The sequence below is a fragment of the Saccharopolyspora sp. NPDC045839 genome, from assembly GCF_056431645.1.
Window position 1 is genome coordinate 76584 of sequence record NZ_JBWKKH010000032.1, and the last position, 13096, is coordinate 89679.

Here is a 13096-nt window from a genome sequence, read left to right on the forward strand (position 1 = left end):
TGACCGTGGTGTCGCCGTGGACCATCGGCGGCTTCGTCGACTCCGAGGTCTTCGACCACACCTCCCCCCCCCCCCCCCCCCCCCCCTCCCCCCCCCCCCCCCCCCCCCCCCCCCCCCCACTCCCAAGCCAGGAAAGGAACCGATCTCAGGTTCTGGATTCAGCTCTGCACGTTCGTCCTGTTCAACCTGCTGATCCTCGCGATGCCCACCACCCAGATCCCCGCACTCGCACTCGCGTTCTCAGCGGGGCAGCATGCCGGAGGCGGCGAAGGCGCCTACGCGGTCTGGCATCTCATCGCCGCCATCGAAGCCGAAGCCCGACAAGAAGAGCGCGGGTCGGAGCACGAACATCCCCGCATACCACCGGGATTCCCCACCACCGGCCCGGACGAGCCCACCGGGCGGCACCACCTGCGGGCCTGAACCCTCGTGAGTGGTTTGGGTCGCTATAACAGCCCAAACCACTCACGAGACCCGGCCCACCCCGGTGACCGGGCGCGACGCGCCCCCGACCCACGCGCCCGGTCACCGGCACCTCAGACCCGGCGGGCTCGTTCGTACTGCTTCGGCCAGATGTTGTCCGCGTGCAGCGCGTCGGCCGCGCGCAGCGGCCAGTGCGGGTCGCGCAGGAGTTCGCGGGCGAGCAGGACCGCGTCCGCCGACCCCGAGGAGACGATCTCCTCCGCCTGCTCCGGCGAGGTGATCAGGCCGACCGCCGCAGTCGGGACGTTCGCCTCCGCGCGGATCTGCCGGGCGAACCGCACCTGGTAGCCCGCGCCGATCGGGATGTCCGCCTTCGGCACCGCGCCGCCGGTCGACGTGTCGACGAGGTCCACGCCGCGCTCCGCCAGCAGCCCGGCCAGGCGGACCGAGTCCTCGCCGGTCCAGCCGCCCTCGACCCAGTCGGTCGCCGAGAGGCGGGCGAGCAGCGGCCGGTCCGCGGGCCAGGCCGCGCGCACCGCTTCGGTGATCTCCAGCGGCACCCGCACCCGGTTCTCGAAGTCGCCGCCGTAGCGGTCGGCCCGGTCGTTGACCAGCGGCGAGTAGAACTGGTGCGCCAGGTAGCCGTGCGCGAAGTGCAGCTCGATCACGTCGAAGCCCGCCGCTTCGGCCCGGCGCGCGGCCGCGGCGAACTGCTCGGGCAGCTCGGCGATCTCGGCCTCGGTCAGCGCGCGCGGCGCGGGCAGGTTGCCGAAGGCGTTGCCGGTCGAGCTGACCGTCTCCCAGCCGCCTTCGGACGCCGGCACCGCATTGCTGCCCTCCCACGGCGGGGTCGTGGACGCCTTGCGCCCGGCGTGCGCGAGCTGCACACCGGTCGCGGCGCCCTGCGCGTGCAGGAAGTCGTTGATCCGCCGCCAAGCCGCGACCTGGTCGTCGTTCCACAGCCCGGTGTCCCGCGGGCTGATCCGGCCTTCCGGGACCACCGCGGTCGCCTCGGTGATGATCAACCCGGCCCCGCCGGTGGCGAACTGGCCGAGGTGCACCAGGTGCCAGTCGTCGGGCAGGCCGTCGACGGCCGAGTACTGGCACATCGGCGCGACCCACACGCGGTTGCGGACGACGACGTCGCGAAGCTTGATCGGTTCGAAGAGATGGCTCACGACCAGCTCTGACGCCTTGGCGGAACGAGGTATTCCGGGGCTCCGGCCATCTCACAATCCGGGCGCTCAGAGCGCGCGCAGCAGATCCTCGAAGGCGGCCTCGACGCGGTCGGTGTCGCCGGTGGCGAGCAGGTCGAGCAGCAGGCCGCGCAGCGCCGCGAGCGCCAGCGTCGCCTCGGTGTCGGAGCCGCCGAGCGCCTGCCGGAGCCGCGGCAGCCACTCGCGGACGCTCGCCTCGCCGAAGCCGTCCCACGCGCCGCCGCGGGCGTGCAGCGAGCGGGCGTAGCTCTCGAAGAAGAACCGGATGATGTTGTGGTGCGCCGGATCGCTGAGCCACCGCCACAGGGCGCGCAGCACCTCGGCCCGGTCCGCGCAGTCGCCGATGGTGTCGGCGAGGAGCCGGAGCTGGACGTCGCGGGCGTGCCGGTGGACTTCCCGCACCAGCTCTTCCTTGGAGCCGAAGAAGTACAGCAGCATCCGCGGACTGGAGCCGACCGCCGCCGCCAGCGGCCGCAGCGACACCTCGGAGAGCCCGTGCGTCGCGGAGTAGTCCAGGAGCTTCGCGAGCAGTTCGCCGCGGCGGCCGTCGTCCTGCTGGGTCATCTTCGCTCTCTGTTCCGTTCCTGGTCAGGCTGCTAGCCTACGACTGAAACGATTGTTTCACTCGGCTGGAGCTCCGCATGCCCGACATCACCATCCGGATCGGCCCGCGCCCCGGCGATCTGGGCGCCGTGCTCGCCATGCACGGCGAGCTCTACGCGCGCGAGCACGACTTCGACGAACGCTTCGAGGCGCACGTCGCGCACGGGCTCGCCGCCTTCGCCGCCGCCCTGGGCGAAGCCCGGGACGAGCCGGGCACCGAACCCGGTCGGCTGTGGGTCGCCGAGCGCGGCGGCGAGGTCGTCGGCACGGTCGCGCTGACCGACGAAGGCGACGGCGTCGCGCAGCTCCGCTGGTTCTTGGTCGCACCGGCCGCGCGAGGCGCCGGGGTCGGCCGGAGGTTGCTGCACGCCCTGCTCGATCACGCGCGGGACCGGGGCTTCGAGCACGTGAAGCTGTGGACGGTCGGCTCGCTGGAATCGGCCGCCCGGCTGTACCTGGATGCGGGATTCCGCTGCACCGAACGAAATCCCGTCCGGCAGTGGGGCCACCGGCTCGAGGAGCTGAGGTACGACCTCGAATTGGGGTGACGGCCATGCGGACCAGAACCTGGCTGCGCGCGGTGGCCGAGCACGTGCGGACGATGAACGACCTGTACGACCGCTACCTGCTGGCCTGGCCGCCGCAACCGGAGCCCCTGCACTGGATCCGCCGCGGCGACGCCTGGATCCTCCGCGGCGAAGTGCTCCCCGGGCAACGCCCCGACTGACGCCGGAACGCCAGAGGCCGGTCAGCCCAGGTCGGGTTCCGGGCGGAGCTCGATCGAGCCGTCGGGCTGGTGCAGCTCCAGCACGACGAGCTCGTTCTCCCCGGCCCTCCACAGTGGACTCGGGGCGTAGAGCGTGCGCTGCGGGCCGATCGACCAGTAGCGGCCGAGCAGGAAACCGTTCAGCCACACCATGCCCTTCTCCCAGCCGGGCAGCGCCAGGAAGCCGTCGGCGGGCTCGCCGATCCGCAGCGTCGCGCGGTGGAAGGCGGGCCCCGCCGGGCCGGCGCCAGGCCGGAACCGCAGGCCGGACAGGTCGTCCAGCGGCAGCGGCCTGATCTCCCAGCCGAACAGGGCCTGCGAGCCGTGCAGGACGCGGTCGGTGATGCCCTTGGGATCGTTGAGGCGCTGGCCGAAGTTGATCCGGCCACCGGTGTCGACGAGCAGGTCCAGCAGCACCGACTCGCGCGGCACCGGCACCTCCACCGAACCCTGCGGATCGTTGCGGTCGAGCGTGCCGAGCGGCTCGCCGTCGGCGAAGACCAGCGCCCGGTCGGCCAGCCCGCGCACCCGGAGCCCGGCCGTCTCGCGCGGGCCCTGCACACGCGTCCGGTAGTGGATCAGCCCGTACGGCTGGCCCAGCGCCTCCATGTGCACCGGGGCCGACCGGTGGACCGGTTCGCCGAGCGCGTCGAGCGACTCCAGCAGTCCGGCGGTCGCGTCCGGGTTTACGCGCTGCGCCGGGAGTCGTGTCGGAAGCGGCGGCAGCGGGTCGTCCGGGACCGGTTCGTGCCGGGCGATGACTTCCCGGATCCGGTGGAACTTCGCGGTGAGCTCGCCGGCCTCGCCGATCGGCGCGTCGTAGTCGTAGCTGGTGATCGTCGGCTGGTAGGCGGCCTTCGCATCGTCGAAGTTCGCGCCCGCCCACCAGCCGAAGTTCGTGCCGCCCACCGCCATGTACAGAGACACGGATGCCCCGGCGGCCAGCATCTTCTCGACGTCCGCGGCCGTCTCGACCGGATCGGTGGTGTGGTGCGGCTCGCCCCAGTGGTCGAACCAGCCGTCCCAGAACTCCGTGCACCACAACGGCCCTTCCGGCTGGTACCGGCGCAGCGCGGCGAAGGGTTCCGTCGGATCGCCGCTGAAGTTCACCGTCGCCAGCTCGTCCGGCAGGTTCCCGCCGCGCAGCATCCACTCCGACGGCCCGTTCGAGCAGAACAGCAGGCTGTCGATCCCGTTGCCGCGCATGGTGTTGCGCAGGTGGTCCAGGTGCGCCTGGTCGTTGCCGTAGCTGCCGTACTCGTTCTCCACCTGGAACGCGATCACCGGGCCGCCGCGCGTCGCCTGCAGCGGTGCCAGCCGCGGCAGCAGCTCGCCGAACCACTCGTCGACCAGGTCGCGGTAGGCCGGCTCGTCGCAGCGCAGCGGCAGATCGGGGCCGGCCAGCAGCCAGGCGGGCAGCCCGCCGAAGTCCCACTCCGCACAGATGTAGGGGCCGGGCCGGACGACGACCTTCAGCCCGGCCTCGGCGGCGGTCTCGACGAACCGGACGATGTCGCGCCAGCCGGTGAAGTCGATCGCGCCGCGCCGCGGCTCGTGGAAGTTCCAGGCCACGTACGTGTCGACGCTGTTGAGCCCGAGCGCGCGCATCCGGGCCAGCCGGTCGCGCCAGTGGTCGGGATGGGTGCGGAAGTAGTGCATCTCGCCGGCCATGATCCGGAACGGCTCGCCGTCGAGCAGGAACTCGTCGCCGCGCACGGTCAGCCCGGACCGCTGCTGGGCCTGCGCGACGACCTGGTTGGTGCCCACCATGCCGAGGGCGAGGCCGCCGAGCGCGAGCGAGCCGAGGAATCCCCGCCGGTTGACGCTTCCCATCACGGCCTCCTTTTCGATGTTGCGTGAAACGTCCTAGATTCTTGCAATTTCGAGCATCGATGGGCCAGGGGTGCAACCGGATCGGACCAGCGACCACGGGCCGGAAGCCCCTGGCGATCTGTCCTCGCGAGTGCTCATGCTGCGGACATGACGCCGGGCGACGCCGTCCGCTCCGCCACCGTGTGCCACTACAAGCGGGCCGGGGTGGCACCGCCGATCGAGATGATCGAGCGGTTCCGGGTGCTGACCGGGAAGCGGGCCGCCGGGCGGGTGCTGGACATCGGCGCGTTCCTCCTCGAAGACCTGCTGGCCTACCGCCACATCTGCTACCTCGCGATGCTCGGCGCCAAACCGGACCTGCGCAGCGAGCGCCCGGATCTGGACCCCGAGTTCGTCGACGGCGATCCGGCGGACCTGCCGTTCCCGGACGACGCCTTCGACGTGGTGGTCTGCCGGTTCGCCTTGTGCAGCACGGAGAAACCGCAGTCGGCGCTGAGCGAGATCGGCCGGGTGCTGCGGCCGGTCGGCCAACTGCTGTTCCTCGAACACACCCGGGCGCCCGGCGTAGTGGGGCAGGCGCAGGACCGGGCGCAGGAGATGTTGCGCGGCTGCCGGCGCTGCCGCCTCAACGTCGAGGTGATGCCGCAGCTCTACCGGGCGGGGTTGGTGGTGCGCCGCGCCGACTGGTACTGGCCGTCCGCGCACGTGCGCGCGCCGCTGGTGCAGGGCATCGCCACCCGCCCGGACCCGCAGTACGAGCGCGAGCTCGCGTGGCTGCGCAATCCGATTCGCAAACCAGGAGATCCGCCGTGGTCAGGAAGATAGCGGACTGCCGCAAGTACCCGAGCGAGACCGGCTGCTCGCTCACCATCAGCGGCGAGGAGGAAGAGGTGCTGCGCGCCGCCACCGAACACGCGGTGACGGTGCACCGGCACGAGGACACCCCGGAGCTGCGCGAGCAGATCCGGGAACTGCTGGAGGACGAGACCCCGGCCGGCGAGCCGGACGGCATGAACTTCGTGCAGCTCATCGAGTTCAAGACCGGCAAGCTGGACCAGCTCGACGAGCTGCTGGACGAATGGGAGGAAGCCACCGGCGGCAAGCGCACGGCGAAGCGCGCGGTGCTCACCCAGGACCACGAGCACCCGGGCAGCTACTACGAACTCGTCGAATTCCCGTCCTACGAAGAGGCGATGCGCAACTCCCGGCTACCGGAAACGGATGCGCTGTCCCGCAAGATGAGGGATCTCTGCGACGAAGAGCCCACCTTCCACAACCTCGACGTGGTCCGGGCCGAACGACTCTGACCCGAGCACCACGTCACCGGACGACCTCACCGGCCATCCCACCCCGCGGAACCCGAGTCCCGTTCAGGTGCGGTTTCAATTGAAACCGCACCTCGAGTCTCCGTTGGAACCGGGTCCCCGGTCGGGTCCGTTGGAACCGGATCCCCAGTTTCAATTGAAACTGGGGATCATCGGCGTGTCGTAGCCCGACGCGCCGGGTCCTGTGGACAACTTCCGCAATTTCAATGGAAATCGGACCTCTGATTTCCATTGAAATTGCGGACCTCCGAGACCCGGGGAGCCGCAGGGGGTGGGGTGGGATGACCGGGGAGGGGTCAGCCCTGGCCGACGGCGCGGCGGGCGAAGTGGATCTCCGCCGCCACCTGGCGCAGCGTCTCCGACACCACCAGGGAACCGTGCCCGGCGTCGTACCGGTAGAACTCGAACGGGATCTCCCGCAGCCCCAGCCGGTCCAGGTAGTTCAGGATCTGCTGGATCGGGCAGCGCGGATCGTTGTCCCCGGCCAGCACCAGCACCGGCGCCCGCACCTCGTCCACGTAGGTGATCGGCGAAGCCTTCTCGTAGATCTCCGGGACGTCCTCCGGCGAGCCGCCGAACAGCGCCCGGTCGTAGGCGCGCAGCGGCTCCATCTCGTCGGCGTACGCCGACACGTAGTCGGCCACCGGCACCCCGGCGACGCCGCCCGCCCATCGCTCCGGCTGCGTGCCCAGCGCCAGCAGCGTCAGGTAGCCACCCCACGACGCGCCCGCGACGACGCTCAGCGCCGGCGTGGTGAGGCCCGCGTCGATCGCCCAGTCGTGCACCCGCGCGACGTCGGCCAGCTCGGTCAGGCCCGGCCGGCCCTCGATGGCGTCCCGCCACGCCGAGCCGTACCCGGTCGAGCCCCGGTAGTTGATCTCCACGACGGCGAACCCGGCGTCCAGCCAGGCCGCCCGGTAGGCGGAGAACCGGTCCTCGTCGGCCGCGTGCGGGCCGCCGTGCAGGTTGAACACCGTCGGCAGCGGCCCGTCGCCGGCGTCGGCCGGGCGCGCCACCAGCGCGTGCACCGTCTCGTTCGGCCCGTACGGGACCTCCACGAAGACGTCGGTGACGGCCTCCGAACCCGGCGGGCGCTCACCGGGCGGCGTCAGCAGCACCCGGTCGTCGCCGTCCCGCGAGACCGTGCGCACCAGCGACGGCGTCGCCGCCGACGACCACACGTACTCCACCGAGTGGTCCGGGCGCACCGACGCGCCGGCCACCGTGCCCGGCTGGGTCGGCAGCTCGGTGAGGGTGTCCGCGGCCAGGTCGTAGCGGTGCATCGTGGTCCGCGCGTGGTGGGTGTGCGCGATCAGCAGCGCCTTGCCGTCCGGGTACCAGTCGGCGGAGACCTCGCCGGGCAGGTCGAGCTTGATCTCGCTCTCGGTGTCCTCGGCGACGTCCCAGACCAGCAGCTCTTCCTTGCCGCGCCGCTCGTGCAGCACCAGCAGCCGCGGGTCGCCGGTGACCGGCGCGAACGCCAGCGCGTCCAGGCCCTTGCCCGGGCCGTCCCACTTCTCGGCGACCTCGGAACCGTCGACGCGCAGCACCCGCAGCGCGGGGTGGCGGCTGTCGCCGTGCTCGGAGTGCGAGATCACCACCATCGACTCGTCCCAGGACATCGCGGACAGCCCGCCGTCCTGCTCGTGCTCGTAGAGCACCTCCGGCCGCCCGCCGTCGCGCGCCACCCACACCGTCACGCCGTCGTCGGTGGACATCCCGATGCCGATCACCGACGAACCGAGCTCCAGCCCCGCCGGGTACCCGGGGTGCGTGCCCGGCAGGGCGGGCCGGGACTCGCCGGTGGCGAAGGGCTCGACCACCCAGCTGCCGAACTCGTCGCCGTCGGTGTCGTCGAACCACCAGATCTGCTCGCCGTCGGCGGACAACGTCCCGTGGAAAGTCCCCTGTGGACGGTCAGTGACCTGGCGGTGCTTGTCCGCGTCGCGGTCCCAGGTGTAGATCTCCCAGGTGCCGCTGAAGTTCGACACGTACAGGCTGCGTTGCGGGGCGTCCCGCGCCCAGTCGGGTAGCGACACGCGGGGCGCGCTGAACCGGGCCCGCCAGCGGCCCTCCCGCTCCGGGTCGTCGAACAGCTTCTCTGGGATCTTCGCCTCGGGGTAGGTGCTCACGCCCCGATACTGCCCGATGGAGCGGCCGACTGCGGAGCAGGCAGGCGCTCAGCGCCGGACCTCGAAGAAGAAGCAGCCGAACTCCACCGCCCGCACGTGCACCAGCGCGACCTCCGGGTCCATCAGGAGGTCCTCGGCGGTGCGCTCGGAGAGCTGGGTGTTCCGGTCGAGCAGGCAGCCGCCGAGGATGTGGCCGTCCTTGGCGTAGGCGCGCAGCACGCGCCGGCTGCCGCGCAGTTCCTCTGGCCACTCCGGAGAAGCCGGGCCGTCGCAGGACTCGGCGTGGATGAACACGGGCCCGACCTCGTCGTAGGCGCCCGGATCGGCCCCGGTCTCCTGAGCCCAGCGCCGCAGCGGGGCGTAGGAGACGAGCGCGATCCGCTCGCCGGGCTGGGCGCGCCGCAGGCAGCAGCGCAGCGGAGCGCCGTCCTTCGCGTCTTCGATGCGGACGGGAACTTCGCGCCCGGCGTCATCGAGCTTGCGGAGTTCGTCGAGCACGTCAGGTTCGATGGGCAACACGCGGAAGGTCATACCTCGATCGTCGTCGCGCCCCGCGACGGAATCTGGCGGGAAACGGCCGCCTCATTCAGGAAGCCGCCGTCACGGCGTGGTCGGCAGCGCGGACGGGTCGGTGGCCACGCCGCGCAGGCGGTTCAGGATGGCGTTCGCCGCCTTGCCGTAGCAGGTGATCTCGTCGTGCAGGACGGACTCGGCGTTGGCCATCTCCAGGAGCGCGGCGACCTCGAAGACCAGTTGCGGGACGTCGGCGTCGGCCGCCATCCCGCCCGACTGCTGCGCGTCCCGCGCGACCTGTTCGAGGAAGGCGAACCAGCCGGTGCGGGCCTCGGCGAGGGCGTCGTGGACCTTGCCCTCGCGGGCGTCGAATTCCGCCGAGGCGGAGTAGAAGAAGCAGCCTCCCGGGAAGACCCGCTCCCGGGAGTAGCCGAGCCAGCCGGCGCACACCTGCCACAGGCGGCCGAGCCCGGGCGGGAGGTCGCGAACCGGCTCGATCACGTGCTCGGCGAAGATCTTGGTGGCCGCGCGGACCACGGCGAGCTGCAGGTCCTCCTTGGAGCCGAACAGGGCGAACACGCCGCTCTTGCTGAGTTCGAGCTCGCCCGCGAGCCGTCCCAGGGACAGTCCTTCGAGTCCTTCGACGGATGCCACGTCGACGGCGCGGCGGAGGACCAGCTGGCGGGTCCGGTTCCCGCGCTCGACTCGCCGGTCGTTGTGCGGTGCGGCCACGTCGGTACCCACGTCTTCCCGATCGGTCGATGGCGCGTCCGAGCTTAGCGAGATGAGTGGACGACCGTGCGTTCGATGTTGTAGTAAATAAGAACGAACGACCGTGCTATTTGTTTATCAAGGGCGCGACCAGCGCCTTCGGAGGAGATCTTCATGGGCGGCATCTGGTTCACCTCGTGGCGACCCGGCCCCGAGCCCGGCGGTGCGGCCGTCGTGAGCATCACCGAGTTCACGCCGCACCGGCCGTGGACCATGATCGGCGTGGGCATCACGGGAGTCGTCCTGCGCCGGTCCTGGCCCGATCTGGACGGCGCCGTCGGGATGTGGCTGTGGGCGGCACCCGGCCTCCGGCGCCCGCGCTCGGGTGCGGTCTCGGTGTGGCGCGACGAGGAAGCCCTGCGGCGCTTCGTCGGACGTCCCGATCACGTGCGGATCATGCGCGCCTACCGCGACCGCGGCGCCCTGCGGTCGACGATGTGGCGGACCGAGCGCTTCGACCGGCCCGCCGTCCGCGAAGCCGCCCGCGCACTCATCACCGGACGCTCCGCCTGGCCGTCGTAGGCGAGAACGAGAAAGGGCCTTGGCCGGAAACTCCGGCCAAGGCCCTCTTCTGCGTCGGGGTGGCGGGATTTGAACCCACGACCTCTTCGACCCGAACGAAGCGCGCTCCCAAGCTGCGCCACACCCCGATCTTCCAGCGGTGAACATCTCGGGTGCTCGTTCAACCGCTGGATCATAGTCTAGCGGACGCCTTCACCCGCTCCGAACGGGGTCCTCTTAGCGGAATTATTGCTGGTAGAAGCCGGTTTCTGGGTCCTGGGCAGCAGCGTCAGCAAGGTCGCCTCCGGCGGGCACGCGAAACGCACCGGCGCGTACGGCGAGGTGCCCAGTCCGGCCGACACGTGCAGGTGCATGTGCTCGCCCCAGGTGGACGCGCCGCGCGCCCGCGACCGGTCCAGCTCGCAGTTGGTCACCAGCGCCCCGTAGCCCGGCAGCCGCAGCTGCCCGCCGTGGGTGTGGCCGGCCATCACCAGGTCGTAGCCGTCCTCGGCGAACGAGTCCAGCACCCGCGGCTCGGGGGAGTGCGTCACGCCCAGCCGCAGGTGGGCGCCGGGCGGCACCGGGCCGGCGATCAGGTCGTAGCGGTCCAGGTGCAGATGCGGGTCGTCGAGCCCGGCCAGGTGGATCCGCATCCCGGCGACCTCGATCTCGTGCCGGCGGTGCGTCGCGTCCAGCCAGCCGCGCTCGGTCATCGCCGCCCGCAGGTCGCGCCACGGCAGCGGCTCCCCGTGGAGCCGCTTCGCCTTCCACGACGGCACCAGGTAGCGGGCCGGGTTCTTCTTGGTCGGCCCGTAGTAGTCGTTGCTGCCGAAGACGAACACGCCGGGCTTGTCCAGCAGCGGGCCCATCGCGCGCAGCGCCGCGGGCACCGCCTGCGGGTGCGCCAGGTTGTCGCCGGTGTTGACCACCAGATCCGGGTCCAGCTCGGCGAGCTCGGACACCCACCGCTGCTTGGACCGCTGGTTCGGGGTCATGTGCAGGTCGGAGATGTGCAGCACGCGAAGCGGTGCCGCGTCCTCGGCGAGCACCGGCAGCGTCGCCTGCCGGAGCGTCCAGTGGCGACGTTCGATCGCGGCCGAGTAGGTGACCGCGGCGGCGCCGAGGGCGCCCGTGCTGAGCAGAATCCGCCCGAACTTGTTCACCTCACCAACCCTACGACGACACCGGCCCGGGTGGCGTTCGGCCTGACGCCGGGCGGCCGGGCCGTCAGCGGGATAATCACCACATGGCCGAGCTCAAGGACAAGCTGCGGGCGGACCTCTCCGCCGCGATGAAGCAACGCGACACCGTCGTCACCGGGGTCCTGCGGATGGCGCTGGCCGCCGTCGGCAAGGAGGAGGTCGCGGGCAAGCAGGCGCGCGAGCTCACCGACGAAGAGGTGCAGCGCGTGCTGAACAAGGAGGCGAAGAAGCGCGACGAGGCCGCCGAGGCGTTCCGCGGCGCCGGTCGCGCGGAGCAGGCCGACGCCGAGGTCGGCGAGGCCGAGATCCTGCGGCGCTACCTGCCGCAGCCGCTCGGCGACGACGAGCTGGCGCAGCTCGTGCGGGACGCGGTCGCGGAGGTCGAGGGCGAGCTCGGCGAGCGTCCCGGCATGAAGCAGATGGGCCAGGTCATGAAGGCGGCGAACGCCAAGGTGGCGGGCCGCGCCGAGGGCGGAAAGGTCGCGGCCTTGGTCAAGGCCCAGCTGGCCGGCTGACTCCCGACGTCATGCTTGCGCTGGTCACGGGGCCGTGAGTGTTTTGGGTTGTCATAGCGACCCAAAGCACTCACGGCCCCTTGCCAGGAGGGCGAGCAGCCCGCGCAGCCGAGGACCGGTGATCTCCCGGCCCCGGAAGGAAACCCGGGACAACAGGGTCAACTCCGCGATCACCGAACCAGCCACCCGCCGCACCGGGGTCCGCAGTTTCAATTGAAACTGCGAACCCCCAGAAGCACGGACGAGTGTCAGTCGCCTGCGGCGTTGTGGCGCCAGTAGGCGAGGGCGTAGAGGCGGCGCCGGTCCAGGCCGAGTTCCCGTTGGCAGTGCTCGCGAAGCTGGTGCACCACGTCGGCCTCCGCGCCGATCCACACGTGCGGGTCCGGGCCCAGCTCGGCTGACCGCAGCGCATCCACGAGCAGTGTGCTGTCGGCCGCCGGGACGCCGTCGCGGTGCAGCCAGTGCCAGGTGACGTCGGCGGCGGAACCGAGCGACTGCTCCTCCGCCGCATCGGCGACCTCGGCGAACACCTGCACGCAGGCCTCGGCGGGCAGCTCCTCCAGGATCGCCGCGATCGCCGGCAGCGCCGTCTCGTCGCCGACCAGCACCAGCGGATCGGCGTCCGGCTGCGGCCGGTACGCGGGGCTGGGGCCGACGGTGACGATCTGCTCTCCCGGCGCGGCCTGCGTCGCCCACGTGCTGCCCGGCCCCTCGTGGTCGTGCACGACGAAGTCGATCGCCAGCTCCTGCCGCTGCGGGTCGAACCAGCGGACGGTGTAGGTGCGCTGCCGGGGCTGCTGCTCGCGGGGCAGCGCGAACACCTCGGCGCGGGTCCGGCCCAGCGGCATCGGCTGGCCGGGCTGCGGCAGGCACAGCTTGATGCGCTGGTCGCTGCCGTTGCTGACGAAGTCCGAGAGCTCCGAGCCGCCGAGCGTGACGCGCACCATCCGAGGCGTGATGCGCTCGGTCGACCGCACGTCCAGCAACCGGTATCGGGATCGCGCGCGCCTGGTGCTCGCCTGCGTGTTCGTCACGCCTCCGAGTCTAAGAACCGCCGGTCCGGCCGATCGCGCGACCGCAGTTTCAATTGAAACCGGAAACCTCCGGCGCGTCGGACCCCAGCACACCGTGATCCGCGAGTGTCCGTTGAAACCCCGGCCGAGGTTTCAATGGAAACTGCGGGAGTTGTCCACAGCCTCCGGCGTGTCGAGGCCCGACACGCCGGTGATCCGCAAGTTCCATTGAAATCGAAGGTCCAATTTCAATGGAAATTGCGGCCGGACACGGTGAGAGCA

The 13096-nt window shown here is 71.3% G+C and carries 15 protein-coding genes and 1 tRNA gene; 7 read left to right on the top strand and 9 right to left on the bottom strand.

The genetic code is table 11. The annotated features are described in order from the left end of the window. Positions 1-201: 201 nt before the first annotated feature. Entirely contained in the window at positions 202-423 is a 222-nt protein-coding gene (locus tag AC07EQ_RS33475; protein ID WP_478391832.1) for a hypothetical protein, read from the top strand. 113 nt (positions 424-536) lie between these two features. On the opposite strand, the gene AC07EQ_RS33480 is transcribed toward AC07EQ_RS33475, so the two are convergent. Together AC07EQ_RS33480 and AC07EQ_RS33485 are read right to left on the bottom strand one after the other, a co-directional pair. After that, positions 537-1601 (bottom strand): NADH:flavin oxidoreductase/NADH oxidase, encoded by a 1065-nt coding sequence (locus AC07EQ_RS33480; RefSeq protein ID WP_478391833.1) that lies wholly within the window; start codon positions 1599-1601, stop codon positions 537-539. Positions 1602-1667: 66 nt separating this feature from the next. After that, positions 1668-2204, bottom strand: coding sequence for a TetR/AcrR family transcriptional regulator (locus tag AC07EQ_RS33485; RefSeq protein WP_478391834.1), 537 nt, complete (start codon positions 2202-2204; stop codon positions 1668-1670). A gap of 77 nt (positions 2205-2281) precedes the next feature. Between AC07EQ_RS33485 and AC07EQ_RS33490 the strand changes: the two genes are divergently transcribed. Together AC07EQ_RS33490 and AC07EQ_RS33495 are read left to right on the top strand one after the other, a co-directional pair. Next, a complete protein-coding gene (locus tag AC07EQ_RS33490) occupies positions 2282-2791 on the top strand; it encodes a GNAT family N-acetyltransferase (protein ID WP_478391835.1) in 510 nt (169 codons plus the stop codon). Between the two features lie 5 nt (positions 2792-2796). Next, on the top strand, positions 2797-2970 hold the full coding sequence (locus tag AC07EQ_RS33495; protein WP_397530132.1) for a hypothetical protein: 174 nt from the start codon (positions 2797-2799) through the stop codon (positions 2968-2970). Between the two features lie 21 nt (positions 2971-2991). Here AC07EQ_RS33495 and AC07EQ_RS33500 read toward each other — a convergent pair whose 3' ends face one another. Continuing rightward, a complete protein-coding gene (locus tag AC07EQ_RS33500) occupies positions 2992-4842 on the bottom strand; it encodes a glycoside hydrolase family 35 protein (RefSeq protein ID WP_478391836.1) in 1851 nt (616 codons plus the stop codon). A gap of 147 nt (positions 4843-4989) precedes the next feature. Here AC07EQ_RS33500 and AC07EQ_RS33505 point away from each other — a divergent pair, with 147 nt between their 5' ends. Together AC07EQ_RS33505 and AC07EQ_RS33510 are read left to right on the top strand one after the other, a co-directional pair. Further along, a complete protein-coding gene (locus AC07EQ_RS33505; protein ID WP_478391837.1) occupies positions 4990-5667 on the top strand; it encodes a class I SAM-dependent methyltransferase in 678 nt (225 codons plus the stop codon). Continuing rightward, positions 5652-6149 carry a DUF1059 domain-containing protein gene (locus AC07EQ_RS33510; RefSeq protein ID WP_478391838.1) on the top strand — a complete coding sequence of 166 codons (498 nt, stop codon included), beginning with the start codon at positions 5652-5654 and terminating at the stop codon, positions 6147-6149. Before AC07EQ_RS33505 ends, AC07EQ_RS33510 begins: the two co-directional genes overlap by 16 nt. Positions 6150-6463: 314 nt before the next feature. Here the strand turns inward: AC07EQ_RS33510 and AC07EQ_RS33515 are convergent, their stop codons facing one another. The 3 genes from AC07EQ_RS33515 to AC07EQ_RS33525 form a co-directional block, all read right to left on the bottom strand. Further along, entirely contained in the window at positions 6464-8299 is a 1836-nt protein-coding gene (locus tag AC07EQ_RS33515; protein ID WP_478391839.1) for a S9 family peptidase, read from the bottom strand. A gap of 48 nt (positions 8300-8347) precedes the next feature. Then, positions 8348-8830 (bottom strand): DUF1203 domain-containing protein, encoded by a 483-nt coding sequence (locus tag AC07EQ_RS33520; protein ID WP_478391840.1) that lies wholly within the window; start codon positions 8828-8830, stop codon positions 8348-8350. Between the two features lie 69 nt (positions 8831-8899). Further along, positions 8900-9556 (bottom strand): TetR/AcrR family transcriptional regulator, encoded by a 657-nt coding sequence (locus AC07EQ_RS33525; protein ID WP_478391841.1) that lies wholly within the window; start codon positions 9554-9556, stop codon positions 8900-8902. Between the two features lie 141 nt (positions 9557-9697). Between AC07EQ_RS33525 and AC07EQ_RS33530 the strand changes: the two genes are divergently transcribed. Then, positions 9698-10105 (top strand): hypothetical protein, encoded by a 408-nt coding sequence (locus tag AC07EQ_RS33530; RefSeq protein WP_478391842.1) that lies wholly within the window; start codon positions 9698-9700, stop codon positions 10103-10105. A gap of 54 nt (positions 10106-10159) precedes the next feature. Here the strand turns inward: AC07EQ_RS33530 and AC07EQ_RS33535 are convergent. Then, positions 10160-10233, bottom strand: a tRNA-Pro gene (locus tag AC07EQ_RS33535). A gap of 51 nt (positions 10234-10284) precedes the next feature. Beyond that, the gene (locus AC07EQ_RS33540; RefSeq protein WP_478391843.1) at positions 10285-11247 is read right to left on the bottom strand and encodes a metallophosphoesterase; all 963 of its coding nucleotides are present in this window, start codon (positions 11245-11247) and stop codon (positions 10285-10287) included. An 83-nt stretch (positions 11248-11330) separates the two neighbouring features. On the opposite strand from AC07EQ_RS33540, the gene AC07EQ_RS33545 reads away from it, so the two are divergent. Further along, on the top strand, positions 11331-11801 hold the full coding sequence (locus tag AC07EQ_RS33545) for a GatB/YqeY domain-containing protein (RefSeq protein WP_132491800.1): 471 nt from the start codon (positions 11331-11333) through the stop codon (positions 11799-11801). Between the two features lie 248 nt (positions 11802-12049). Here the strand turns inward: AC07EQ_RS33545 and AC07EQ_RS33550 are convergent, their stop codons facing one another. Continuing rightward, on the bottom strand, positions 12050-12835 hold the full coding sequence (locus AC07EQ_RS33550; protein ID WP_478391844.1) for a siderophore-interacting protein: 786 nt from the start codon (positions 12833-12835) through the stop codon (positions 12050-12052). Between the last annotated feature and the right edge of the window lie 261 nt (positions 12836-13096).